This window comes from Pseudoduganella namucuonensis, assembly GCF_900116645.1.
Lineage (GTDB): Bacteria > Pseudomonadota > Gammaproteobacteria > Burkholderiales > Burkholderiaceae_D > Rugamonas > Rugamonas namucuonensis.
In genome coordinates, this window is the sequence record NZ_FPBO01000051.1 from 1 (window position 1) to 24169 (window position 24169).

General features: G+C 68.8%; 21 protein-coding genes and 1 pseudogene. 12 read left to right on the forward strand and 10 right to left on the reverse strand.

Features of this window, described 5'->3' with window-relative positions; genetic code table 11:
* The 4 genes and pseudogenes from BM436_RS32660 to BM436_RS32675 all read left to right on the forward strand — a co-directional run.
* Positions 1-1846 (forward strand): annotated as a pseudogene (locus BM436_RS32660) (hypothetical protein); the annotation flags it as partial.
* Positions 1847-1920: 74 nt separating this feature from the next.
* Positions 1921-3468 carry a GlcNAc-transferase family protein gene (locus BM436_RS32665; RefSeq protein ID WP_093560733.1) on the forward strand — a complete coding sequence of 516 codons (1548 nt, stop codon included), beginning with the start codon at positions 1921-1923 and terminating at the stop codon, positions 3466-3468.
* Between the two features lie 64 nt (positions 3469-3532).
* The gene (locus tag BM436_RS32670) at positions 3533-4066 is read left to right on the forward strand and encodes a hypothetical protein (protein ID WP_093560735.1); all 534 of its coding nucleotides are present in this window, start codon (positions 3533-3535) and stop codon (positions 4064-4066) included.
* Between the two features lie 13 nt (positions 4067-4079).
* Positions 4080-5279 carry a metallophosphoesterase family protein gene (locus tag BM436_RS32675; RefSeq protein ID WP_177307713.1) on the forward strand — a complete coding sequence of 400 codons (1200 nt, stop codon included), beginning with the start codon at positions 4080-4082 and terminating at the stop codon, positions 5277-5279.
* 40 nt (positions 5280-5319) lie between these two features.
* Here the strand turns inward: BM436_RS32675 and BM436_RS32680 are convergent, their stop codons facing one another.
* The 5 genes from BM436_RS32680 to pgi form a co-directional block, all read right to left on the reverse strand.
* Positions 5320-6000, reverse strand: coding sequence for a hypothetical protein (locus BM436_RS32680; protein WP_093560739.1), 681 nt, complete (start codon positions 5998-6000; stop codon positions 5320-5322).
* A gap of 122 nt (positions 6001-6122) precedes the next feature.
* Positions 6123-6977 carry an SIS domain-containing protein gene (locus tag BM436_RS32685; RefSeq protein WP_093560741.1) on the reverse strand — a complete coding sequence of 285 codons (855 nt, stop codon included), beginning with the start codon at positions 6975-6977 and terminating at the stop codon, positions 6123-6125.
* A gap of 19 nt (positions 6978-6996) precedes the next feature.
* The gene (gene zwf, locus BM436_RS32690; protein ID WP_093560743.1) at positions 6997-8469 is read right to left on the reverse strand and encodes a glucose-6-phosphate dehydrogenase; all 1473 of its coding nucleotides are present in this window, start codon (positions 8467-8469) and stop codon (positions 6997-6999) included.
* Positions 8470-8561: 92 nt separating this feature from the next.
* Entirely contained in the window at positions 8562-9452 is an 891-nt protein-coding gene (locus tag BM436_RS32695) for an SMP-30/gluconolactonase/LRE family protein (RefSeq protein WP_093560745.1), read from the reverse strand.
* Between the two features lie 7 nt (positions 9453-9459).
* Positions 9460-11112: a glucose-6-phosphate isomerase gene (gene pgi / locus BM436_RS32700; RefSeq protein ID WP_093560747.1), complete on the reverse strand. Its 1653-nt coding sequence runs from the start codon at positions 11110-11112 to the stop codon at positions 9460-9462.
* 214 nt (positions 11113-11326) lie between these two features.
* Here pgi and edd point away from each other — a divergent pair, with 214 nt between their 5' ends.
* The 6 genes from edd (at position 11327) to BM436_RS32730 (ending at position 19148) form a co-directional block, all read left to right on the forward strand.
* On the forward strand, positions 11327-13252 hold the full coding sequence (gene edd, locus BM436_RS32705) for a phosphogluconate dehydratase (protein ID WP_093560749.1): 1926 nt from the start codon (positions 11327-11329) through the stop codon (positions 13250-13252).
* A gap of 2 nt (positions 13253-13254) precedes the next feature.
* Positions 13255-13872, forward strand: a complete 618-nt coding sequence (eda, locus tag BM436_RS32710) for a bifunctional 4-hydroxy-2-oxoglutarate aldolase/2-dehydro-3-deoxy-phosphogluconate aldolase (RefSeq protein ID WP_177307715.1) — start codon at positions 13255-13257, stop codon at positions 13870-13872.
* An 88-nt stretch (positions 13873-13960) separates the two neighbouring features.
* Positions 13961-14161, forward strand: coding sequence for a hypothetical protein (locus BM436_RS32715; protein ID WP_093560751.1), 201 nt, complete (start codon positions 13961-13963; stop codon positions 14159-14161).
* A 233-nt stretch (positions 14162-14394) separates the two neighbouring features.
* The gene (locus BM436_RS32720; RefSeq protein WP_143133414.1) at positions 14395-17334 is read left to right on the forward strand and encodes a PEP-CTERM sorting domain-containing protein; all 2940 of its coding nucleotides are present in this window, start codon (positions 14395-14397) and stop codon (positions 17332-17334) included.
* A 518-nt stretch (positions 17335-17852) separates the two neighbouring features.
* Positions 17853-18815, forward strand: coding sequence for a methyl-accepting chemotaxis protein (locus BM436_RS38195; RefSeq protein ID WP_307666883.1), 963 nt, complete (start codon positions 17853-17855; stop codon positions 18813-18815).
* A gap of 9 nt (positions 18816-18824) precedes the next feature.
* Positions 18825-19148, forward strand: coding sequence for an STAS domain-containing protein (locus BM436_RS32730; RefSeq protein ID WP_218164979.1), 324 nt, complete (start codon positions 18825-18827; stop codon positions 19146-19148).
* 34 nt (positions 19149-19182) lie between these two features.
* On the opposite strand, the gene BM436_RS32735 is transcribed toward BM436_RS32730, so the two are convergent.
* From BM436_RS32735 to BM436_RS32745, 3 genes are read right to left on the reverse strand one after another with little or no spacing between them, the layout of a single operon-like run.
* On the reverse strand, positions 19183-20148 hold the full coding sequence (locus tag BM436_RS32735) for a sensor domain-containing diguanylate cyclase (RefSeq protein WP_093560759.1): 966 nt from the start codon (positions 20146-20148) through the stop codon (positions 19183-19185).
* A 4-nt stretch (positions 20149-20152) separates the two neighbouring features.
* On the reverse strand, positions 20153-20782 hold the full coding sequence (locus BM436_RS32740) for a chemotaxis protein CheX (RefSeq protein WP_093560761.1): 630 nt from the start codon (positions 20780-20782) through the stop codon (positions 20153-20155).
* 3 nt (positions 20783-20785) lie between these two features.
* The gene (locus tag BM436_RS32745) at positions 20786-21154 is read right to left on the reverse strand and encodes a response regulator (protein ID WP_093560763.1); all 369 of its coding nucleotides are present in this window, start codon (positions 21152-21154) and stop codon (positions 20786-20788) included.
* Positions 21155-21339: 185 nt separating this feature from the next.
* On the opposite strand from BM436_RS32745, the gene rpiA reads away from it, so the two are divergent.
* Both rpiA and BM436_RS32755 read left to right on the forward strand, forming a co-directional pair.
* The gene (rpiA, locus tag BM436_RS32750; protein WP_093560764.1) at positions 21340-22014 is read left to right on the forward strand and encodes a ribose-5-phosphate isomerase RpiA; all 675 of its coding nucleotides are present in this window, start codon (positions 21340-21342) and stop codon (positions 22012-22014) included.
* 26 nt (positions 22015-22040) lie between these two features.
* A complete protein-coding gene (locus tag BM436_RS32755; protein WP_093560765.1) occupies positions 22041-22430 on the forward strand; it encodes a hypothetical protein in 390 nt (129 codons plus the stop codon).
* Positions 22431-22547: 117 nt separating this feature from the next.
* On the opposite strand, the gene BM436_RS32760 is transcribed toward BM436_RS32755, so the two are convergent.
* Positions 22548-22820, reverse strand: a complete 273-nt coding sequence (locus BM436_RS32760) for an oxidative damage protection protein (protein ID WP_093560767.1) — start codon at positions 22818-22820, stop codon at positions 22548-22550.
* 32 nt (positions 22821-22852) lie between these two features.
* Complete coding sequence (gene argA, locus BM436_RS32765; protein ID WP_093560769.1) at positions 22853-24163, reverse strand: amino-acid N-acetyltransferase; 1311 nt, start codon at positions 24161-24163, stop codon at positions 22853-22855.
* Between the last annotated feature and the right edge of the window lie 6 nt (positions 24164-24169).

The window sequence follows — 24169 nt, forward strand, 5'->3', positions numbered from 1 at the left end:
CTCGCCAGCGCCGACGGACACCCCAGCGCCGACCCAGACGCCTGCGCCGACCGAGGCACCGCCGCCGCCAACCGACACGCCGGCTCCAACCGGGACACCGGTCCCAACCGACACGCCGGCGCCGACCGAGGCCGCCCACGGTCCGCAAGGCAACAACGGCCACGGCAACGGCGATCAGGACGCGCCGGGCAATTCGGGCGGCCACAACAACGCCGAAAACGCGGGCGGCGGATCGCCCGTGCCGACCGCCACCCCGGCGCCGACAGCGACGCCCGCGCCGACCGAGGCGCCGCACGGTCCGCAAGGCAACAACGGCCACGGCAACGGCGACCAGGACGCGCCGGGCAATTCGGGCGGCAACAACAACGCCGAGAACGCCGGCGGCGGCACGCCTTCGCCCACCGGCACGCCGGCGCCGACCGACGCCCCCGTGCCGACCACGACGCCTGCGCCGACCTCCACTCCGGCACCTACCGAGGCGCCCGGCAACTCGGGCAGCAACGGCAATGGCGGCAGCAAGGGCAACAACGGACACGGCAACGGTGACCAGGAGGCGCCGGGTAATTCGGGCGGCAACAACAACGCCGAGAACGCGGCCGGCACGCCGGCGCCGACGCCAACCCCGGCCCCGGCGCCGACCGAAACCCCGGCGCCGACCAGCGCGCCAGCGCCGACGACGACTCCCGCGCCCACGGCCACGCCGGCGCCGACCGAGTCCTCTGGCAACAACGGCAATGACGGCAGCAAGGGCAACAACGGCCACGGCAACGGCGACCAGGACGCGCCCGGCAATTCGGGTGGTAACAACAACGCCGAGAACGCGGCCGGCACGCCGGCCCCGACGCCAATCCCGGCCCCTGCACCGACCGAAACCCCTGCGCCGACGGAGGCGCCCGCGCCCACGTCCACGCCGGCGCCGACCGAGTCCTCGGGCAACAACGGCAATGGTGGCAGCAAGGGCAACAACGGCCACGGCAACGGCGACCAGGACGCGCCCGGCAATTCCGGCGGCCACAACAACGCCGAGAACGCCGGCGGCGGATCGCCGGTCCAGACCAGCGCTCCCGCGCTGGTCGAAACCCCCGCGCCCACGTCCACGCCGGCGCCGACCGAGTCCCACGGCAACTCCGGCAACTCCGGCAACAACGGCAACTCGGGCAGCAACGGCAACGGCGGCAGCAAGGGCAACAACGGCCACGGCAATGGCGACCAGGACGCCCCGGGCAATTCGGGCAGCCACAACAACGCCGAGAACGCCGGCGGCGGCGCGCCCGCGCCCACCAGCACGCCAACGCCGACGTCCACGCCGGCGCCAACCACCACGCCACAGCCGACCGACACCTCGGACAACGGCAATGGAAACGGCAACGGCAACGGCAACGGTAAAACCAAGGCCGGCGGCCGGGCGATCCAGGAGAACGCGGACAGCGCCAAGACCGCCGAGGCCAAGTCGCACGACGCCGGCGCCTCCGACGAGGGCACCTCCGCCAAGAGCCAGAGCCTTGCCGGCGACGACGCCCAGTCGCACGGCCTGGGCCAGTCCGACGCGCACGGCGTGACCGCGCCGCAGGACAGCATCCACACCGACGCCGGGAACGACATGTTCCACTTCGGCGACGTGCAGGCCAGCGCGCAGGGGGGCGGCACGGGCGGGAACTGGGCCGACGTGATCGAGATGGACTTCGGCCACGAGGCGGCGGCCGGCAGTGGCGGCGCCTGGACCGAGGAAATCGAGGGCCAGAAGATCGTCGACGGCCACGGGTCGGACGGCGAGCACGGTCCGCAGTTCGGGCCCGACCACCACGAACCGGCGTCGCTGGACCATATCGACAAGCTGCAGTGGTAGACTGACGCAACCCGGCAGGACGGGCGCTTCCCGGCAAGCGCCCGTCCGTTGTTCACGTTACGGATTCCACGCCTTTGCGACCGACCATCTTCGTCTCCATCGCCAGCTACCGCGATCCCGATTGCCAGAACACGGTGCGCGACCTGTTCGAAAAGGCCAGCCATCCCGAGCGCGTCTTCATCGGCGTCTGCTGGCAATACGTGCCGGTGGAGGACGACGACTGTTTCGTGCTGGAGACGCGCCCGGAGCAGGTGCGCACGCTGCGCGTGCACGCCTCCCAGAGCAAGGGCGCTTGCTGGGCGCGCAGCCAGCTGCAGTCGCTGTGGCGCGGCGAGGACTACTACCTGCAGGTCGATAGCCACATGCGCTTCGTCGCCGGCTGGGACGAGGTGCTGATCCGCATGCTGGCGCAGTGCGCCAGCCCCAAGCCCGTGCTGTCGACCTATCCGCTGGCGTTCACCCCGCCCGACACCTACGGCGCGGACGGCGTGGTGACGATCTATCCCAAGGAGTTCGACGAGTTCGGCGTGCTGGCGCAGCGTTCCGAGATGGCCAGCGTGAAGGACGCGCCGCCGCTGCCGCTGCAGAACGCCTTCATCGGCGCCGGCCTGGTGTTCGCGCCGGCGCGCATGATCGAGGAGGTGCCCTACGATCCGCACGTGTATTTCGAGGGCGAGGAGATCACGCTGGCGGCGCGCCTGTGGACCAGCGGCTGGGACATCTTCGTGCCCAACGCGGTCGTCGCCTACCACGACTACGGCCGCCGGCCGGAGCGCCCCCGCCACTGGAAGGACCAGACCGACTGGGACACGCTGAACCAGCACGCCCGCAAGCGCATCCGCCACGTGCTGGGGATGGAGCGCAACGCGGACAGCGCGCAACTGGTGGAGATGGCCCGCTACGACCTGGGCGCGGCGCGCTCGCTGGCCGAGTACGAGGCCTTCTCAGGCCTGGATTTCCGCGCCCGCCTGTACCTGGGGACGCCGCTGACCAAGCCCGACCTGGCGGCCGACCAGCCGGTGCAGGCCGCCGCGCGCAAGGCGGTGTTCACGCACATCTGGAGCGGCAACCTGTGGAACTGCGACGAGACCCGCTCCGGCAGCGGCTCGACGCTGGCGGGCACGGCGGCGCTGCGCAAATGGCTGCCGGAGACGCTGGACTTCCTGGGCGTGGACATCCTGGCCGACGCGGGCTGCGGCGACATGAACTGGAGCGTTGAACTGGCGGGCGCGCTGCGCCTGTACCTCGGCTTCGACATCGTGCCGGAGCTGGTGACGGCGTTGCGCGCGAAGCTACGCGAGCGCAGCAACTGCCTGGTCTCCGAGCTGGACGTCGTCACCGCCACCCTGCCGCGGGCGGACGCCATCCTGTGCCGGGATTGCCTGACCCATCTGCCGCTGGACGCCGTGCTGATGGCGTTGAAGCGCTTCCGCCAGAGCGGCGCACGCCACCTGATCGCCACCACCCACGCGGTCGGCCGCAACCACTGGATACGCACCGGCGGCTGGCAGGCGCTGGACCTCACGGCCGCGCCCTTCCACCTGCCGGCGCCGCGCCTGGTGCTGGACGAGGGCGGCACCAAGCGGCTGGGCGTGTGGGCGCTCTCCGACCTGCCTGAATAAGCTCTCCCGATCCAGAACTTAGCCATTCCTTCCTTGTCGAACCTGGACGAGGAGGGCAAGGCCCATGTTCGATGGCAAGACGATAGAGGAACTGCGCGGCGCCCTCCAGAGCTATGGCCGCCGGCGCTTCCCGGCGTTGCGCGAGGAGATCGACGACCTGGCGAGCCAGGCCTTGTCCGATCTGTGGGAGTACGTCGCCTGCGGGCAGGACGAGGGCAAGGATGCGCTGGATTTGCGCAAACTGGCGTTCGCCATCTTCCGGCGGCGTGCCGTGGACGGATTCCGGCGTAGCGCCCGTCTATGGGCCTTGAGCCTGGACACCCTGCCCGAGGCGGAGCTGCCGGCGGGCGCGGGCGTCGATCCGGCCAGGTCGGCCTTGTACAGCCGCATGCTGCGCATCTGCCTGGTGGAACTGGCCGACGTCGCCGAGTCCGACCGCGCGCTGTTGTCGGCGCTGGACAGTGGCGCGCTCGCGCCCGGCCAACCGATGGCCGCGCGCGAGCGGCAGCGGCTGCACCGGCTGCGGGTCCGCCTGCGGGATGCCATACGGCGGGAACTGGGGGAGGACGCCAGCCAATTGCTGCGCGAGGATTTCTGAATGGGGAGGACGTATGGCGACCTTCGATTTCGAGCCGTTTTTGCATATTGTGCACGTGTCCGACATGCATTACCGGGATGGCGGCGCGCCCACCGATCAGCGCGCCGATGATTTTGTACGGCTATCCACCAGGGTCTTGCGGCGGTTCGGATGGGCCGGGGGCGCCGACGCGCTGATGGAACTGTGGGATCAAGGTGTGGCCGGCCACGATTATCTCGCCCACCGCGAGATGTGTCGCTTTCTCTATGGCTTCGCCGCCAACCCGCAGTTCGGCGGGGTGGAAACCTGGCTGCTCGATACGGGCGACCTCAGCGCGATGGGTGACATGGAATCGCTGCGGAGCGCGATGGGCTGCCTGCGGAAGTACCGGACCCTGCTGCGGGCCAGCCAGTGGCTGGTGCTATACGGCAACCACGACGCGTGGCCAGCAAAGTTTCCGCTCGGAGTGGACGCGGGCGAGCTGGAGCGGCACCGCAGCGCTTTGCGCAACGGCATATTCCCGCCGCGCTGGCCGCAGGGGCCGCTAAGCATAGCGATCCCCCACAGCGCGTCCAGACTCTTGCTACAAGGGGTCAACAGCGCGATAGACGACCAATACTACAACTGGAGGGCGCTGGGGAGGGTTGGGTGCGACCCGCCGTGGGCGCCGGGCGAGGCGAGCGCGGATCAGCTGGATCAACTGGCGAGCGGTGTGGAACGAGGCTTCCATCCAGACGGCCGCACGCGCGACTTCCGCATCCTCGCGTTGCATCATCCGGTCCACTACCCACCGCCGAGGCCGTGGTGGACCATGAGCTTGATGAACGACCGCGACGTGGCACGCTCACTTATCCGTTTCGACCACAAACGGCGCGGCAAGCTGGCCCATCTGGTGCTGAGCGGCCATACGCACGAGACGTATCCGCCTGTCGGCAAACTCCCCGCCAGCGCGAATGCGATCTCGTATGGTCCACTGGCCGACGGCCAGGTGCAACTGATCGCCAACTCCCTGTCGCAGGTGGCGCGGTCCGGGAACCGCGCCGGCAGGTCGCCGACGAACTACGTGCCCAACGGCTTTCAGATCCTGACTTTCCTGGCCGCGCCGGACACCGCCGGCCATGAGCTGTTGCTGGAGCGGCGCGTGATCGGCCGGCCAGGAGGCGTTGGCGAATACGAGATACTGTATCCCAATCCCGCCCGGCCCGAGGTCGAGGCGATTGCCTTTCATTACTAGACCGCTAGGCACGACCTGCCACGGTTGGGTGGCGAGACGGCTAGTGGCGGGTGGAGGGGCCAGGCCACTCGCGCCTGCCGAGGTCCGTTGTGCCAAGTTCGGCTTGGCGGTGCGGCAGCGGGCCGCTTTGCTCGTTCTGCCGCTCCGCGTGCGAGGCGCCGGTCCAGCCGCTCGTCACGCCGCTGGCGGCATCGTTCAGTGCCTCCAGTAGCGCGCGCGCATCTTCCGGTTCGAGGAAGTAACGCGAGCAGATCAGTTCCATGTGGCGCTGATACTCGGATGGGCGCTGGTTTTCGGCCTGGCGCAGAAAGCCGCGGCTGAAGTGGCGGCGCAGTTCATCGGAAGCGGCGAAATCCATCCAGAAATTGACAAAGGCGCGCGCCAAGTCCTGGCTGCGAACCTTCAGCCATTCGGCGTCGGCCAACTCGTCGAATGCCGGCGCGCGCTGCAGTTCCAGCGTCAATTGCTCCCGCAGCAAGGCAAGCTCGCGCTGAAAAGCCGGTTCCTCACCCAATTCCGCCAGTATGGCGCACAGGCTGGCGCTGGTTTCCTCCGTCAGCACCTCGGCGCCGGATGACGCCGTGCGCCGCCGCATGGCGCGCTTGAACACTCGCTCCGCCTCCGGCTGCAGCGCCGCGCACAGCTGGTCGAGACGGCGGTTCAGCGCCGAGATTTCTTCTTCGGAATAAATTCTTCCAGGAGGTATGTAGTTGCGTTTCATTCGATTCCCCGGTGGTGTGAACGAGCGATGTTTTTATCGATCGACGGGGTATATCGCCGGCGCGCCGCGATCGTGACAAAAATTAGTGAATTTTTTTCGTCAGCGATGGGGCGCCGGGGGGATCAGCCGATGAAGGAATCGAACTGCAGGTCGAACTCCTGCAGCGCCTTCTGCGCGTTCTGCATCTTCCTGCGGAACTCGGGGCCGCGCTGCAGGGCCAGGCCCACGGCCAGCACGTCGATCACCACCAGGTAGGCCAGGCGCGCCGAGATCGGCGTGTAGGGGTCGATGTTGAAGATCAGGTCGATCGGGATGAGCACCGTCGCCAGCTCCGCCAGCGGGGTGCCGGACGGCGCCAGCACGATCACCTCCGCGCCGCCGCGGCGCGCCAGCTTCACCGAGCGCACCAGCGCCGGGCTGTTGCCGCGCTGGGAAATGGCCACCACCGCGTCGCCGGTGCGCAGCAGGGCGGCGGCGATGCTGTGGATGGCCGGGTCGGCGTAGGCCACGGTGGGCACGCCGGAGCGGAAGAACTTGTGCTGCGCGTCCGCCGCCACGATGCCGGAGGTGCCTTGGCCGTAGAACTCGATCTTGTTGGCGCGCGACAGGATGTCCAGCGCCTGCTGCACGGCGTCGGCCTTCAGGTTGTTGCGCAGGTCCAGCAGCGTGTTGATGGAGCGGCTGCAGATCTTGTTGACCAGGTCCGCCGCCAAGTCGTCCTGGGCCGGCTGGTCGTTCAGGCCGGGCAGGGCGAGCGCCAGGCCCTGCGCCAGCTTCAGCTTGAATTCGTGCCAGCCGTCGTAGCCCAGGGTGCGGCAGAAGCGCACCACGGTGGGCTCGGACACCTGCGCGGTGCGCGCCAGTGCCGTGATGTTCTGGTCCACGATCTGGGCCGGATTGTCCAGCACCGCCAGCGCGACCTTGCGCTCGGATTTCGAGAGCGCGTCGAGCTGGGTGCGGATGGAGTCGAGTAACATTGTGCGCCTGGTCTTCCGCTTAATCTTCCGGGAGGGCTTCTTCGCGCCACTGCAGGCCGTCGCGGCCGATCAGCGCGCTGGCGGCGGCGGGACCCCAGGTGCCGGACGCGTACGGCGTCGGCAGCGACTCGTCCTGCTCCCAGTGCTTCAGGATGGGCTCCACCCATTCCCACGCCGCCTCCAGCTCGTCGCCGCGCATGAACAGGGTCAGTTGGCCGCGCAGCACGTCCAGCAGCAGGCGCTCGTAGGCGTCCATGCGCGGGGACTTGAAGGTCTCGCGGAAATCCAGTTCCAGCTCGGCCGGTTTCAAGCGCATGCCCTCGCCGGGCGTCTTGGCCATCAGGTTCATGCGCAGGCCCTCGTCCGGCTGCAGGCGGATCACCAGGCAGTTCGGCTGGAAGCTGTTGGTTGGCTGGTTGAAGATCGAGTGCGGGATCTGCTTGAAGCGCACCACGATCTCGGCCAGCGAATCGGCCATGCGCTTGCCGGTGCGCAGGTAGAACGGCACGCCGGCCCAGCGCCAGGTGTCGATCTCGGCCTTCATGGCCACGAAGGTCTCGGTGCGCGAGCGTTCCGGCGCGTCCGGCTCGTCGCGGTAGCCCGGCACGGCCTGGCCGTCCACGTGGCCGGCGCGGTACTGGCCGCGCACGATGTTCTGCGCCAGCGTGGCGGGGGTGAACTTCTTCAGCGAGCGCAGCACCTGCAGCTTCTCGTCGCGCACGGCGTCCGGCGCGATCGAGGTGGGCGGCTCCATGGCCACGATGCACAGCAGCTGCAGCAGGTGGTTCTGCAGCATGTCGCGCAGCGCGCCGGAGGTGTCGTAGTAGCCGATGCGGTTGCCCACGCCCAGCTTCTCGGCGATGGTGATCTGCACGTCCGAGATCCATTCGCGGCGCCACAGCGGCTCGAACAGGATGTTGCCGAAGCGCAGGGCCAGCAGGTTCTGCACGGTCTCCTTGCCCAGGTAGTGGTCGATGCGGTAGATCTGCGATTCCTCGAACACCTGGCCCACTTCGGCGTTGATCTGCTTGGCCGAGGCCAGGTCGCGGCCCAGCGGTTTCTCCAGCACCACGCGCGAGTTCTTGGTGGCCAGGCCGTTTTCCTTCAGGTTGTCGCAGATCTGCGCGAACAGGTGCGGCGGCGTGGCCAGGTAGTAGACGCGGGTGATGGCGCCGTCGGTGCGCAGGGCCTCCACCAGCGGCGCGTAGGTGCCGGCGTCGGTGGCGTTCAGCGACACGTACACGATGCGCGCGGTGAAGCGCGCCCAGGCCTCGGGCGTGACGGCCGGCGCTTTGATCAGCGGCTTGGAGGTGTTGTTGACGATGTCGATGAACTCGTCCTGGCCGCAATCCTGGCGGCCCACGCAGATGATGCGCGCGGTCGCCGGCAGGTCGCCGCAGACGTCGCGGGAGTACATCGCGGGCAGCAACTTGCGCATCGCCAGATCGCCACTGCCGCCAAACAGAACCAGGTCAAAATCGGTAAGAGCCATAATGTGTGTATGTGTGCAAAAAGTTGTGCCGGGTAGTATGTGAAAATTTACTACATAAAAACGACAAAATCAAGAAAATTTACTACATCGACTCACTCGATATAGGCCGGTTCCACGCGGCCGGCGACGTCCACGCGGACCTTCAGCACGTGGCCGCTCAGCGGCAGCCGCGCCAGTTCCTCGGCGGGGCGCTTGCCGGCGCTGGTGATGTACAGCGTCTTCAAGTCCCCGCCGCCGAACGCCACCATCGTCGGGCAGCGCACCGGCAGCTTGATCTCGTCCAGCTCCTCGCCCTCCGGCGACAGTTTCAGTATGCGCCCGCCCTCGAACATCGCGACCCAGTAGTTGCCCTCGCTGTCGACCGCCGCGCCGTCCGGGCGGCCGCCGTAGCCGGGGCTGGCCTTGTCGGTGTCGAACTGCTTGAGCACCCGCTGGTCCGACTGCGTGCCGCTGGCCAGGTCGTAGGCGTAGCGGCTGACGCGGTGCGCGGCGGTGTCGGCGTGGTACATGACGCGGTTGTCCGGGCTGAAACCAAGGCCGTTGGAATTCATCATGCCGCCCGACCAGGCCTTGCGGATCTCGCCGCGTTCGAGCACGAACATCTCGGCGGCCTGCTTGTCGCGCGGCTCGTAGATGGTGCCGACCCAGAAGCGGCCCGCCGCGTCGACCTTGCCGTCGTTGAAGCGGGTGGTGGCGGTGTCGAACGGCGCCGGGGCGATGGCGGTCAGGATGCCGTCGTCCGTGTTCAGGTGCATGAAGCCCGCGCGCAGGGCGACCACCAGGCCGCCTTGCTCGCTGCGCGCCAGCGCCGAGGGCTCGCTGGCCATCGGGAACTTGTGGTGCTCGCCGCTGTCGACGCGCAGGCGGTGCACGGCGAAGCCGTCGATGTCCACCCAGTACAGCGTTTGTTCGCCGGCGTGCCACAACGGGCCTTCGCCCACCAGCATGGCGTCGCCGAAGGCGGATTCGATGTGATGGCTCATGGTGGCCTCAGCGCAGGGTTTGGGCGGATTTGGCCATCGCGATCAGCGCGTTGGTGGAGCTGTCGTGGCGCTCGGGCCGCGGCTCGCCGGCCAGCTCGGCCTGGATGTTCTTGGCCAGCACCTTGCCCAGTTCCACGCCCCACTGGTCGAAGCTGTTCACGTCCCACAGCACGCCCTGCACGAAGGTCTTGTGCTCGTACAGCGCGATCAGCGCGCCCAGCGAGTGCGGACCCAGCACGTCCATCAGGATGGTGTTGCTGGGGCGGTTGCCGGGGAAGGTCTTGTGCGGCGCCAGCAGGTCGATCTGCGCCTCCGGCACGCCTTGCGCCGCCAGTTCGGCGCGCACCTCGGCCTCGGTCTTGCCGGTCATGAAGGCCTCGGACTGGGCGAAGCAGTTGGCCAGCAGCGCGTCGTGGTGGTCGGCCAGCTCGTGGGTGGGGCGCAGCGCGGCGATGAAGTCCATCGGCGTCACGTCCGTGCCCTGGTGCAGCAGCTGGAAGTAGGCGTGCTGCGCGTTGGTGCCGCACTCGCCCCACACCACGGGGCAGGTCGGCGTGTCCACCGGCGCGCCGGCGCGCGTGACGCGCTTGCCGTTGCTTTCCATGTCCAGCTGTTGCAGGTAGGCGGGGAAGCGGTTCAGGTCCTGGTGGTAGGGCGCGATCGACAGCGAGGCGCAGCCCAGGAACTGGCGGTTCCAGAAGCCGACCAGGGCCAGCAGCGCCGGCAGGTTTTCCTCCAGCGGGGCGGTGCGGAAGTGCTCGTCCATTTCATGGGCGCCGGCCAGGAAGTCGCTGAAGTAGCCGAAGCCCACCGCCAGCGCGACCGGCAGGCCGATGGCCGACCACACCGAGTAGCGGCCGCCGACCCAATCCCAGAACGGGAACATGTTGGCGGCGTCGATGCCGAAGGCGGTCACCGCCTGCGTGTTGGTGGAGACGGCCACGAAGTGCTTGGCCAGGTCGGCCTCGGTGCCCGTCTTCAGGAACCAGCCGCGCGCGCTCTGCGCGTTCAGCATGGTCTCGGCGGTGGTGAAGGTCTTGGAGGCGACGATGAACAGCGTGGTCTCCGGGTTCACCAGCGACAGCGCGGCGTCCATGTCGTGGCCGTCCACGTTGGAGACGAAGTGCATTTTAAGGCGCGGGTGCGAGTAGGCGCGCAGCGCCAGGCACGCCATCTTCGGCCCCAGGTCCGAGCCGCCAATGCCGATGTTGACGATGTCGGTGATCGGCTTGCCGGAGTGGCCCAGCCAGGTGCCGTTGCGCACGCGGTCGGTGAAGTCCTTCACGCGGTCCAACACGGCGTGCACGTCCTGCGTCACGTTCTGGCCGTCCACCGTCAATTCCTTGCCTCGCGGCATACGGAGCGCGGTATGCAGCACCGCGCGGTGTTCGGTAAGATTGATTTTTTCGCCGGCGAACATGGCGTTGCGCATGCGTTCCACGCCGCGCTCGCGCGCCAGGGCGGTGAGCAGGGCCACGGTGTCGGTGGTCAGGCGGTTCTTGGAATAGTCCAGGCAGATGCCGGCGGCGTCCACCGACATCTTCTCGAAACGCTGGGGATCGGCCGCGAACAGTTCGCGCAGCGTCTGGGGCTGCACGTCGATGTAATGGGCGGCGAGGGCTTGGTAAGTGGCAGTCGTGGTCAGGGCGGGCTGGCGCATGGTGGTGAGCTCGTTCGTAACGTGGTTGCTTGGATAATATTCATCATACAGGAAAAACAGGTAAATTCACTACAAAATGTGCGTTCGCGGCTTCTACAAGGCCTATCCGCCCCGGATTGGCCCGCCGTAAACGTTCGTCCAGCCGAAAGAAATCGCTTTCGCGATTTCATTTTGTAGTAAAATTTCAGGCAAATACCTCTCATAAGGAACGATCATGGCGGTTCATCCTGTACTCGAAACCGTGACTGCGCGGATTATCCAGCGCAGCCGGCCCTCGCGCGGCGCATACCTGGCGCACCTGGAAGCGGCGCGCGTCAACGGCCCGCAACGCGGCGCGCTGTCCTGCACCAACCTGGCCCACGGCTTCGCCGCCTTCCCGGCCAACGACAAGCTGGTGCTGAAAGAGGTGAAGAAGCCCTCCGTGGCCATCATCTCCTCGTACAACGACATGCTGTCGGCGCACCAGCCGTTCGAGACCTTCCCGGCCATCATCAAGGACGCCGTGCGCAAGGTCGGCGCGGTGGCGCAGTTCGCCGGCGCCACGCCGGCCATGTGCGACGGCGTGACCCAGGGCCAGCCCGGCATGGAACTGTCGCTGTTCTCGCGCGACGCCATCGCCCAGTCGACCGCGATCGCGCTGTCCCACAACATGTTCGACTCGGTGCTGTACCTGGGCGTGTGCGACAAGATCGTTCCCGGCCTGCTGATCGGCGCGCTGCACTTCGGCCACCTGCCGGCCGTGTTCGTGCCCGCCGGCCCGATGACCACCGGCCTGTCCAACAAGGACAAGGCGGCGATCCGCCAGCGCTACGCGCAGGGCAAGGCCACCCGCGACGAACTGCTGGAAGGCGAGGCCAAGTCCTACCACGGCGCCGGCACCTGCACCTTCTACGGCACCGCCAACAGCAACCAGATGCTGATGGAGGTGATGGGCCTGCACCTGCCGGGCGCCGCCTTCATCTCGCCGGGCACCGAGCTGCGCGACGCGCTGACCGCCGCCGCCGCCCAGCGCGCCGCGCTGATCACCGCGCAGGGCAACGAATACATCCCGGTCGGCCACGTGGTCGACGAGAAGTCCATCGTCAACGCGGTGGTCGGCCTGCTGGCCACCGGCGGCTCCACCAACCACACGCTGCACCTGGTGGCCATCGCCAAGGCGGCCGGCATCGTGATCGACTGGAACGACTTCGACGAGCTGTCGAAGGTGGTGCCGCTGCTGACGCGCATCTACCCGAACGGCGAGGCGGACGTGAACCACTTCCACGCCGCCGGCGGCACCGGCTTCGTGATCCGCGAACTGCTGGACGCAGGCCTGCTGCACGACGACGTCAACACCATCCTGGGCAAGGGCCTGCGCAAGCACTGCGCCGAGCCGTTCCTGGCGGATGGTGAAAGCCCGCACGGCGTGACCTGGAGGGACGCCCCGCTGGAAAGCGGCGACGAGAAGGTGCTGCGCAAGCACACCAATCCGTTCTCGGCGGACGGCGGCATGGTGCTGGTGCAGGGCAACCTGGGCCGCGCCGTGATGAAGGTGTCGGCCGTGAAGGAAGAGCACCGCACGGTGCAGGCGCCGGCGCTGGTGTTCAACTCGCAGGAAGAGTTCATGGACACCTACAAGGCCGGCAAGCTCGATCGCGACTTCGTGGCCGTGCTGCGCTTCCAGGGTCCGCGCGCCAACGGCATGCCCGAGCTGCACGCGCTGACCCCGGCGCTGGCCAACCTGCAGGACGCCGGCCGCAAGGTCGCGCTGGTGACGGACGGCCGCATGTCCGGCGCCTCCGGCAAGGTGCCGGCGGCGATCCACGTGTCGCCCGAGGTGCTGGCCGGCGGCGCGCTGGGCCTGGTGCGCGACGGCGACATCATCCGCGTCGACGGTTTCACCGGCACGCTGGAGGCTCTGGTGCCGTCGGACGTGTGGCACGCGCGCGCGCTGGCCACGGCCGACCTGACGCCGAACGGCGTCGGCATGGGCCGCGAGCTGTTCGCCATGTACCGCAACAGCATCTCGGCGGCCGAATCGGGCGCGACCACGTTCCCGCTGCCGTCGCCGATCCCCACCACCGTGGGCCTGCACGCCCAAGACCCCGTCGGCAACACCGTTCCCGGTTCCGACGAAGATTACTCGACGAAGAAGGACTGACCATGACTCTGCTGGAAATTATGCGCACCTCCGCCGTGATCCCCGTGATTGCGATCGACGATCCGGACCACGCCGTGCCGCTGGCGAAGGCGCTGGTGGCGGGCGGCATCCGCGTGCTGGAGGTGACGCTGCGCACCAAACACGGCCTGGCCGCGATCAAGGCCATGACGGGGGTGGAGGGCGCCATCGTCGGCGTCGGCACGCTGACGCAGCCGGAGGAATTCGCCGCCGCGCGCGACGCGGGCGCCGTGTTCGGCGTCTCGCCCGGCCTGACGCCGGCGCTGATCGCCGCCGCCAAGAGCAGCGGCCTGCCGCTGCTGCCGGGCGTGATGACGCCGTCCGAGGTGATGGCCGCGCGCGAGCAGGGCTTCAAGCAGCTGAAACTGTTCCCGGCCGTGCCGGCGGGCGGCGTGGGCATGCTGAACGGCATCGGCGGCCCGCTGCCGGACGTGACGTTCTGCCCCACCGGCGGCATCACGCAGGAGACCGCGTCGCAGTTCCTGGCGCTGAAAAACGTCGCCTGCGTGGGCGGCTCGTGGCTCACGCCGAAGGACGCGATGCAGGCCGGCGACTGGGCCCGCATCACCGAAATCGCGCGCGCCGCCAGCGGCCTGCGTTGATCCAACGCAGCGCCGCCCCGGCGGCGCTCAGCAGACAGCGCGGGGATTTGTTAAACTGGACTTTTCCTTTTTGTAAATTCCTCGCGCCGTGGACTGCAAGCAGTACTTCCATCTGATTTCCACCATCAAGACCGGCTGGGCCGAGCGCTTCGACGAGCTCGACTTTTTGGGCGGCGACGGCGAACTGTTCAAGGGCGCCGCGCTGCGCGACGCCGGCAGCGCCTGTGAACTGATGCGGCTGACCAAGCAGCGCCATTTGTGCCAGTGCGAGGCCTGCCCGGCGGCTTGAATCCTCCCCGCGTTTTCGTTCGCGTTTTCGTTCGTTTTTCAGCTGAATTTTCCCATCTGTATTGAACGCGTGCGCCTTTTGGCGGCGTGCTAGCCTCGCCGGGATTTAGCCATTCCGGTTGCCCGGTCGCGTCCGTTGTCCAATGCTCAGCGAGGTACGTCATGCCAGTCTCGTCTTGCCGTCCGCCCCCTGTTTCACCTCCCGTTTCTATTCCCATGCGGCGTTGCCGCGCCGTGCCCCTGTTGCTGGCGCTGGCCGTCGGCCAGGCGTACGCGGCGGACGTGATCGGCACAGGCGCCAATGGCGCCAACGGCGCCGCCGGCGGCGCGCCGGGCGCCGCCGGCCAGGCGGGCACGCCGGGCCAGAACGCCGTGGCCAACGCCTTGGGCAACGCCGACGCGGCCAACCTCGCCACCGCGACCGGCGGCAAGGGTGGCAACGGTGGAAACGGCATCGCGGGCCTCGCGGGCCAGAACGGCGGCAAGGCCGGCGCGGGAGGCAAGGGCGGCAACGCGGCGGCCACCGCCGTGTCGGCACCGGCGGCGGGCGCCGCGTCCGCGCTGGCGAACGCCAATGGCGGCGCGGGCGGCGCGGCAGGCGTCGCCGGCGCCGGCGGGACCGGCGCGGCGCGGGGCGCGGGCGCCGCCTCGGGCGACGGCGGCGCGGCCGCGGCCACGGCGCGCGCGGTCGCGGCGGCCGGCGCGGCGGCGAGCGGCCACGCCTCGGCCACCGGCGGCGACGGCGGCGCGGCGACGCAGGATGGCGCGACGGGCCGCGGCGGCGCGGCGAGCTCCACGCTGGAATTGACGGGCCACAACGCCGTGGGCTACAGCTACGCGGCCGGCGGCAACGCGGGCAAGTCGCATCCGCAGGCGGTCAACCGGCGCGGCGGCGACGCGGCGGCCACCATGAAGCTGCGCGGCACGGGCACGCTGGAGGGCTACAGCGCGGCCGTGGGCGGCACCGGCGCGTACGACGCGTCCAACGCCTCCGGGGAGGCCGGCGCGCAGGCCGGCAGCCACTCGGACGCGCGCGTGACCGGCGGCGGCCGCGTGAGAGTCTCGGCCTCGGCCGCCGGCGGGCTGGGCGCGGCCGGCGGCGGCGCCGGCAACAGCGGCGGCAAGGGCGGCAAGAGCCGGGCCGGCGCCTATGGCGCCTCCGGCACCGGGGAGGTGGAGGTGAGCGTGACCCAGAACGGCGGGCTGGGCGGCAACGGCGTGGCCGGCGCCAGGGGTGGCGACGGCGGCGACACCTCGCTGCGCAACGCGGCCGGTGGCGCCACCAAGGGCGCGCTGACACTGATGCAGAACGCGCACGGCGGCAGCGGCGGCAACGGCACGGGTGCGGCCGACGGCGGCAAGGCGGGGCGCGCCAGGTCCGCGCTGAAGATAGCCGACGGCGCCGCCGCCAGGCTGGACGCGCGCAGCGACGCCAGCGGCGGCAACGGCGGCAGCGCGGAAGGCACGGGGACCGCGATGGCGGGCGGCAACGCGGTGTCGCGCGTCGCCGCCACGGGCGTGGGAGAGCTGTGGGTGTCCAGCACGGCGGGCGGCGGTTCCGGCGGCTACAGTGCGACGGGCAACGGATCGGCGGGCGGCAACGGCCGGAGCGAGGCGAGCGGCGCGGCGACGGGCGGCAAGGCGGTCACCGTGCAGGCGGCCGCGTACGGCGGCGTGGCCGGTTCGGCCATCACGGCGGGCGAGAAGGGCGGCGCGGGCGGCACGGCCCAGGCCAGGGCCAGCGGCAAGTCGGACGCCGGCGCGCTGCATGTGAGCGCCATCCAGCAGAGCGGCCCGGGCGGCTTCGGCGGCAATGGCGCGGCCGGCGGCGACGGCTCGGACAACACGATGGTCAACGCGGTGTCCGGCGCCACGGCGGGCGCGCTGTCGTTCTACCAGCGCGCGCGCGGCGGCGACGGCGGCGAAAGCCGCACCGGTCCGGGCGGCAAGGCCGGCGGCGGCGACGCCAGCCTCACGCTGGCCGACAACAAGGCGTCCAGCCTGAGCGGCTGGGTGCAGGCCGAGGGCGGCTACGGCGGCAACTCGTACGAGACCGCGTCCGCCATGGCGGGACGGGGCGGCGGCGCCAGGGGCGCGATAGACCTCGCCTCGACCAGGGCCGGCGCTGGCGTCAGCGCCACCAGCGTCGCCAACGCGGGCACGGGCGGCTACAACGAGAACGGCTACCTGGGCGACGGCGGCGACGCCATGTCGCTGGCGCGCGCCACGGGACGGGCCAACGCGCTCAGCCTGGCGCAGGCGTCGGGCGGCAACGCCGGCGCCACGCACGGCAAGGGCGGCGACGCGGCGGCGCGCTCGGAGGCGCTGTCGCAGACCGGCGCCTCCGCCACGGCGCGCGCCACCGGCGGCCTGGGCGCGGTCCAGGGCGACGCCAGCGCCTACGCCGGCGCCAGCTCGCTGGCCGCGGGTGGCGCGGCGCGGGCCGGCGCGCACGCGGCCGGGTCGCTGGGCGGCGCGGTGGCGGACGCCGACTCGGCCGGCGCGGGCGGCACGCGGGTGCGGGCCGTGGCGTCCGCGCCCATCGTCAACGGCGAGGCGCGCGGCGAGGCGCGTTCGACCACGTCCGGCGGCGCGGCGGCGGCGGTGGATGTGCTGAGCGGGACGCCGGTGGCGGCCACGGTGTCCGGCGCGCCGAACGCGGCGGCACGGGCGTCGGTGCTGGCGGGCGCGCCCGCCGTGGCGGCGGCGTTCGCCGGCGGCGAGATGGTCGGACATGGCGCGCAGGGCGTGTCTTATTTGCAGGACCAGGCGCCCGGCAGTATTTACACCTATGAATCGACCGGGCAGTTCCAGTTCAGCACGGCGGGCTCGCGCCAATTGCTGCTCGGCTTCCTGGGCGCCAGCGTGTTGAATCTCGGTTTCCAGCAGCTGGACCTGAACATCACCAACCATGGGACCAGCATTTACGCGCAATCGTTCACCTCGCTGGCCGAGGCGCAGTCCTTCTTCAACAACAGGGTGCTGGACCTGGGCGTGGTCGCCGGCGGCATGCAGGACCTCGTCATCCGCGCCGGCTGGAACGTGGAGGCGCAAAGCGGCTACGCCTTCGATTACGCCCTCGGCATCGCGGCCGTGCCCGAGCCGCAAACTTGGCTGATGCTGGGGCTGGGCGTCGCGCTGGTGCTGGTCTTCCGCCGCCGCTCGGGAAAATAACCAAGGCGGGAATAGACGAAAGCCCCGCCTGCGCCTTTCGGGTTGGCTTTATAAACCTGGGCCTTTTTATATCCGCCGCCGCAATGTCATTGCGCGGCGTCTTTTGATCGTGGATGTACATTTGGCCAAGCAGGCGGACGGCGGCTATTTTCCGAGATATTCGATTTGACGAGCGGCCGGAGTTTGTCGATATTGCCGGAATTGGCGGTCAGGCCCCGGACTGAAATTCCCTATTTTATAGTGAATGGAATGAAACTGGCTTGATACTGTGACCAGTTTATATTGTGGGCAAGCTGTGTGTTTTACGCGACCATCGCATTCGATTCAGGCGTGCGCGTCTTGCGCTACCGCAATATCGGCGGCATCATTCGTGCTCGTCATTCTCTGGCTTGTTCAAGCCGTTTAATAAATCACATGCGATATATTCAATATCCGCCTGTTCACTTAAAAGGAACCGGGCGATGAAGGCATTGTTTCAGGGAATTGCCTCTTTATTCAGAAAGCCCCCGCGAGAGGGCGTGCACGCCTATCTGGACAGCCGCCAGCAATTCAGCGAACAGCTGGTGTCCGTGTGGGACGCCCACATCGATTCCTCGCGCACGCAGATGGAGGACGCGATCTGCGCGCTGGCGGGCCGCTTCTCCGGCATCGTCGACAAGCTGGACCAGGCGCTGGCCGCCTCCGGCACCTCGGAGGACGGCGGCATCGTCGCCGTCTTCAATAACAGCGAGAAGGAACTGGGCGAGGTGCTGGCGCTGCTGAAGAGCACCGCCGCCAGCAAGGCCGCCATGCTGGACAAGGTCCAGCGGTTGCAGCAGTTCACCGTGCCGCTGCAGGCGATGGCGACCGAGGTGGCCAGCATCGCCTGGCAGACCAATCTGCTGGCGCTGAACGCCGCCATCGAGGCGGCCCGCGCGGGCGAGGCCGGCCGCGGCTTCGCCGTGGTGGCGCGCGAGGTGCGCGCGCTGTCGGCCAAATCGGCCGAGACCGGCAAGAGCATTTCGCAACAGGTGGGCCAGATCAGCGCCGCCATCCACTCCACCTGCGACGCCGCCGGCGCCTCGATGGCGCAGGAGCAACAGTCCATGCGGACCTCGGAAAACGTGATCGGCACCGTGCTGGCCAATTTCCAGGACGTGACGGGCGCGCTGCGGCAGTCGTCCGAACTGCTGCAGGAGGAGAGCCGGGGCATCAAGGAGGAGGTGGGCGAGGCGCTGGTGCAGCTGCAGTTCCAGGACCGCGTCAGCCAGATCCTGAGCCACGTGCAGCAAAACATCGCGCTGCTGCCGGACGTGCTGGAACAGCACCGCGCGCTGTGCGCGCAGGCCGCGCCCGAGGGGCCGCTGCCCCGGCTGGAGGCGCGGGACTTGCTGGCGCAGCTGGAAAGCACCTACGCGATGGCGGAGGAGCGCGCGCTGCACCAGGGCGGCGCGGCCTTGCCGGCGCCGGCCGCGCAAGAGGAAGAGGTCACGTTTTTCTAGGAGCCGATGATGAGTATTGACGCGCAGGCGGGGACCAGGGCGGCCCTTGCCATCGAAGGGGAATTGACCGGCCGCCGCGCCGAGGAACTGCGCCAGCGCGTGCTGGGGGCGCTGGAACGGCCGGAGACGCTGGAGCTGGACCTGGGAAGGGTGACCGGCTGCGACAGCGCCGGCGTGCAATTGCTGCTGCTGGCGAAGGCGCGCTCGCAGCAGGAGCGCAAGCACCTGCGCCTGGTGAACCACAGCCCCGCCATCCTGGACGTGTTCCGCCTGCTGGACCTGGCCTCGTGGTTCGGCGATCCGCTGCCGGAGGGCTGGCGCGCCGCCGCCTGATCCCGGAGCCGGCCTGCCGCCGGCGCGGGCCGCCTCAGGCGGTGTGCGCCACCACGCGGTTGCGGCCGCCCCGCTTGGCCGCGTACAGTGCGCGGTCGGCGGCGCCGATCAGGCCCGCCACGTCCAGCGAGTCCGGGCCGCTGTTGGTGGTGGCGATGCCCACGCTCACCGTGATGTGCTTGTCCTCCGAGCCCGCGCTGGCGTGCGGGATGCGCTGCTCGATGGCGCGCTGGCGCACCGCCTCGCCCATTTCCAGGGCCGCCTGGACGTCGGTGTCCGGCAGGATCATGGCGAACTCCTCGCCGCCATAGCGCGCCAGCAGGTCGGCCGAGCGGTGCAGCATGCCCTGCAGCGCCGCCGCCACCTGGATCAGGCACTGGTCGCCCTGCTGGTGGCCGTAATGGTCGTTGTAGGGCTTGAAGTAGTCGATGTCGATCATCAACAGCGACAGCGCGGTGCCGTAGCGCTTGGCGCGGCGCTGCTCCTTGTCGATCGCCACGTCGAAGTGGCGGCGGTTGGCGATGCCGGTCAGGCCGTCCGAGAAGGTCTGCGAGCGCAGCACCATGGCTTGCTCGCGCAGCAGCTTTTCGCGCCCCACGGCCATGCTGACGTCGTTGATCTGGATCAGGCAGTGGCGCGCCGCGCCCTCCACCGTCACCGGCGTCACGGCCACCGCCTGCTGCATGCGCTCGCCGCGCGCGGCCGCCGCCGCGTCGGCGTACAGCGGGAACGGCGACTTGTTCAGCGTCTGCGACAGCAGCGAGGGAAAGTTGTTGTGCAGGGCTTGGCCCACGGCGCTGGCCACGCGCTGGGCGCGCAGTTCGGGGAACACGGCGTAGAAATCCCGGCCCACCACGTCGGCCGCGGCGAGGCGGGAGTGGCGTTCCATCCATCGGTTCCACAGCGCCACGCGGCTGGCGTTGTCGAGCACGATCGCGCCCAGGTTGACAGCGCCCAGCACGCCTTCAAGCAGGCTCAGGCGGTTTGCATCTGGCTTCATCGTGTCAACCCTGGCCCATGACGCGGTTCAGGTAGAGGTTGATCTGTTCCTGCAGGTCGTTGAGGGCGGAGATGTCCAGGATGAAGGCGACATAGCCGTGGATCTGGTGCATCTCCAGGATGAAGTCGATGTGCAGCATCAGCACCACGGCCTCGGCCGCGCTGCCGGAGGCGCTGAGGATCTCCTCGCTGGTGCCGACGTGGTAGACCGGCAGCGAGCCCTCCAGCTCGCGCTGGAAGATGTTGGCCAGCGTGCCGACGCAGGAGTTCAGGATGATGTTGCCGATTTCGCTCATCGCCTCCTGTTCCATTTCCGTCAGCTGCTCCAGCGGCACCGATTCGCCCACCATCAGGCGCACGATTTCCAGGCTCTTATCCTCCGGGAACATGAGGATGGCCTCGGTCTGGAACGCGCCCTCGTAGTGCTGGCTGACGCCGCAGATGCGCTGGCCCTGGTCCTGCTTGTTCTTGCCGCCCAGGAGGGCGGCCGCCTCGGCGCGGTTCAGGAAACTGATCGACGGCACCGACATCGTCACTTCCTCGTTGACGATGCCGCTCATCGAGGCGGCGGCCTGGCCCACGCCGATGTTGAATATCTCGACCAGTGCATCGTGCTGCAGTTCGGTCAATGTCATCGTTTACGCTTCCAGCGGGGCGATCAGGGCCGCGATGCGGGCCTCGGTGATCGGTTTTTCCATGAAGCCCACGCCCAGCTCGGCCGCGCGGTTGCGCGTGGCGGTCTGCACGTTGGCGGTCAGCAGCGAAATGTGGGCGTGGGGCAGCAGCTTGCGCAGCTGCTCGGCGGCGGCGACGCCGCCCATGCCGGGCATGTTCACGTCCATCAGCACCAGGCTGGGCGTGAAGGCGTGGACCTTTTCCAGCGCCTCCTCGCCGGTGGCGGCTTCATGCACGATCCAGTCGGCGTGCATGCTGAGGATGTACTGGCGCGCCATCAGGCGCGACACGCGGCTGTCGTCGACGATCAATACGGTTGGGATGGACTCCATAAGTGTTCCGGGTAGGGCATATCAGATTGCTCATTTTCTCATACCCGGGGCGCTAGCGGTGAGGGTGGCGCAGCAAAATCGGCTTGCCGATCGGAAAATCGGCGCCGAAAGCGGGGGAGGAGGGCGCCCGATCCGCTAAAATAGCGGCTATTCCGCCATTCTTCCATCCAATAGCAACTATTATCATGACCCAAGACGAATTGAAACAAGCCGTAGCCCGCGCCGCCATCGCCCACGTGGAGGGCGACATCATCGGCGTCGGCACCGGTTCGACGGCCAACTTCTTCATCGACGAACTGGCCACGATCAAGCACCGCATCAAGGGCACGGTGGCCTCGTCCGAGGCGACCGCCGCGCGCCTGGCCGGCCACGGCATCCCCGTGCTGGACCTGAACGACGTGGCCGAGATCGCCGTCTACATCGACGGCGCCGACGAGATCACCGAGCGGGGAGCCATGATCAAGGGCGGCGGCGCGGCGCTGACGCGCGAGAAGATCGTCGCCTCGGTGTCGAAGAAGTTCGTCTGCATCGCCGACGGCTCCAAGCTGGTGGACGTGATGGGCAAGTTCCCGTTGCCGGTGGAAGTGCTGCCGATGGCGCGCAACGCCGTCGCGCGCCGCCTGGCCGCGCTGGGCGGCGAGCCGCGCCTGCGCCTCAAGCCGGGCACGCGGGAAGCCTTCGTGACCGACAACGGCGGCAACATCCTGGACGTGGCCGGCCTGGCCATCGCCGATCCGCTGGCGCTGGAGGGCACGATCAACCAGATCGTCGGCGTGATCGCGGTCGGCCTGTTCGCCGCGCGCGGCGCCGACGTTTGCCTGCTGGGCACGCCCGAGGGCGTGCGCACGCTGACCTTCTGATTTCCCCACGCCGACCGGGACGCCCCATGAAACGACTGCTGCTGTTCGCCATCCTGCCGCCGCTGCTGCTGGGCGCCTGTTCGCACATCCCCTTCCTGGGGGACAAGGAAAGGGAGCAGGCGGCCGAGGCGGCCCGCCGCGCCGCGTCCGAGCGCAAGCCGGCGCGGCCCGAGCTGGCCAGCGACGGCAGCAAGCGCCTGGTGATCGACGGCGTCGAGATCGAGCGGGTGGAATTCCGCGCCGGAGTGTCGTCGGCCACGGTGGAGAACATGGCCAAGCAGGGCGGCTGCGTGGGCGGCCCTGGCGCCGGGCTGGTGTCGCAGCCGGGGCCGGTGGAGATCTACCGCATGGTGTGCGGCGACGGCAGGACCTACCTGGCCAAGTGCGAACTGCGCCAGTGCAAGCCTTTGCGCTAAAACCCACTGCGGAACCCGGGGTCAGACCCCCAGGGGTCTGACCCCGGCCTTGGCACTTGGTTTGGCTGAAAAAATGGCGCCGGAAGGCGCCATGTTCATTGCCGCGGGCTTAACGCCTCAGTCCGCCGGCGGCACGTAGCCGGCGGCCGCGTCCGCGCCGTCGCCGAAGAAGTGCTTTTCCATCTGAGTGGCGAGGTATTTGCGCGCGCGCTGGTCGGCCAGGTTCAGGCGGTTCTCATTGACCAGCATGGTCTGGTGCTTGAGCCAGGCGGCCCAGGCCTCCTTCGACACGGACTGGTAGATCTTTTTGCCCAGCTCGCCTGGATACGGGGGGAAGTCCAGTCCTTCGGCTTCCTTGTCGAGTTTGATGCAGTGGACGGTACGGGCCATCTTGGCGCTCCTGAATGCGGTGAAAAAGAGGATTATAAGGTTTTAACCAAAACCTGGGATCGGCGCTGCCAGTTATACATGCGCTGGCGGTCCTTGGGCAGGGCGTCCACGGTGGCGGGCACGAAGCCGCGCTTCTGGAACCAGTGCGAGGTGCGGGTGGTCAGCACGAACAGCCTGGTCACGCCGATGGCGCGCGCGCGGTTTTCCATGTGCTTGAGGATACGCTCGCCGTCGCCCTGGGCCTGCACCTCGGGGTTGACGGTCAGGCATGCCATTTCGGCCATTTTCTGTTCCGGGAACGGATACAGCGCGGCGCAGCCGAAGATCACGCCATCGTGCTCGATGACGGAGAAGTACTCGATCTCGCGCTCGATCAGCTCGCGGCCGCGCTTGACCAGGGTGCCGTCGGCCTCCAGCGGCTCGATCAGCTTGATGATGCCGCCGACGTCCTCGATGGTGGCCTGGCGCAGGCTTTCCAGGTTCTCGTGGCTGATCATGGTGCCCACGCCGTCGTGGGTGAACAGCTCGAGCAGGGCCGAGCCGTCGGTCTCGTAGGGCACGATGTGGGCGCGCGGCACGCCGTTGGTGCAGGCCTTGACGCAGTGCTTGAGGTAGAAGGCGGTGGCCTCGGGCAGGAAGTTCGCCAGCAGCACGGCCTCGGCCTGGTGCGACGACAGCTCGCGGATCTCGGTGCCGCCGGCGTCCGTCATCAGCGGCGTTTCGCTGATGAAGATCAGCTTGTCGGCGTGCAGCGCGATGGCGGCGGTGACGGCCACGTCCTCCATGGTCAGGTTGAAGGCCTCGCCGGTGGGCGAGAAGCCCAGCGGCGACAGCAGCACCAGGCCGCCCGCGCCCAGCAGCGCGTGGATGGTCTCGGCGTCGACCTTGCGGGTGATGCCGGTCAGTTCCAGGTCCACGCCGTCGATCACGCCCAGCGGACGGGCGGTGACGAAGTTGCCGGAGATGATGCGGATGGCGGCGTGCGCCATCGGCGTGTTGGGCAAACCCTGGCTGAAGGCGGCCTCGATGTCCAGGCGCAGCTCGCCGGCGGCCTCCTTGGCGCATTCCAGCGCGGCGGTGTCGGTGATGCGCACGCCGTTGGTGAAACGGCCCTCGACGTTGCGCAGCGCCAGTTGTTCGGCCACCTGCGGCCGCGAGCCGTGCACCACCACGACCTTGATGCCGAGGGCGTGCAGCAGGGACAAGTCCTGCGCCAGCACGGGCAGGGCACCGGCGGCCACCAGCTCGCCGGGGAAGGCGACCACGAAGGTCTTGCCGCGGAAGGCGTGAATGTAAGGCGCGACTGAGCGCAGCCATTGGACGAATTCGGTAGGGTTTTCCATTAGCCG

Excerpts from the sequence above, each read along its gene's own strand:
- BM436_RS32670 (WP_093560735.1), top strand. The coding sequence starts at position 3,533 with ATGTTCGATGGCAAGACGATAGAGGAACTGCGCGGCGCCCTCCAGAGC.
- BM436_RS32675 (WP_177307713.1), top strand. The coding sequence starts at position 4,080 with ATGGCGACCTTCGATTTCGAGCCGTTTTTGCATATTGTGCACGTGTCC.
- BM436_RS32680 (WP_093560739.1), bottom strand. The coding sequence starts at position 6,000 with ATGAAACGCAACTACATACCTCCTGGAAGAATTTATTCCGAAGAAGAA.
- BM436_RS32685 (WP_093560741.1), bottom strand. The coding sequence starts at position 6,977 with ATGTTACTCGACTCCATCCGCACCCAGCTCGACGCGCTCTCGAAATCC.
- zwf (WP_093560743.1), bottom strand. The coding sequence starts at position 8,469 with ATGGCTCTTACCGATTTTGACCTGGTTCTGTTTGGCGGCAGTGGCGAT.
- BM436_RS32695 (WP_093560745.1), bottom strand. The coding sequence starts at position 9,452 with ATGAGCCATCACATCGAATCCGCCTTCGGCGACGCCATGCTGGTGGGC.
- pgi (WP_093560747.1), bottom strand. The coding sequence starts at position 11,112 with ATGCGCCAGCCCGCCCTGACCACGACTGCCACTTACCAAGCCCTCGCC.
- edd (WP_093560749.1), top strand. The coding sequence starts at position 11,327 with ATGGCGGTTCATCCTGTACTCGAAACCGTGACTGCGCGGATTATCCAG.
- eda (WP_177307715.1), top strand. The coding sequence starts at position 13,255 with ATGACTCTGCTGGAAATTATGCGCACCTCCGCCGTGATCCCCGTGATT.
- BM436_RS32730 (WP_218164979.1), top strand. The coding sequence starts at position 18,825 with ATGAGTATTGACGCGCAGGCGGGGACCAGGGCGGCCCTTGCCATCGAA.
- BM436_RS32735 (WP_093560759.1), bottom strand. The coding sequence starts at position 20,148 with ATGAAGCCAGATGCAAACCGCCTGAGCCTGCTTGAAGGCGTGCTGGGC.
- BM436_RS32740 (WP_093560761.1), bottom strand. The coding sequence starts at position 20,782 with ATGACATTGACCGAACTGCAGCACGATGCACTGGTCGAGATATTCAAC.
- BM436_RS32745 (WP_093560763.1), bottom strand. The coding sequence starts at position 21,154 with ATGGAGTCCATCCCAACCGTATTGATCGTCGACGACAGCCGCGTGTCG.
- rpiA (WP_093560764.1), top strand. The coding sequence starts at position 21,340 with ATGACCCAAGACGAATTGAAACAAGCCGTAGCCCGCGCCGCCATCGCC.
- BM436_RS32755 (WP_093560765.1), top strand. The coding sequence starts at position 22,041 with ATGAAACGACTGCTGCTGTTCGCCATCCTGCCGCCGCTGCTGCTGGGC.
- BM436_RS32760 (WP_093560767.1), bottom strand. The coding sequence starts at position 22,820 with ATGGCCCGTACCGTCCACTGCATCAAACTCGACAAGGAAGCCGAAGGA.
- argA (WP_093560769.1), bottom strand. The coding sequence starts at position 24,163 with ATGGAAAACCCTACCGAATTCGTCCAATGGCTGCGCTCAGTCGCGCCT.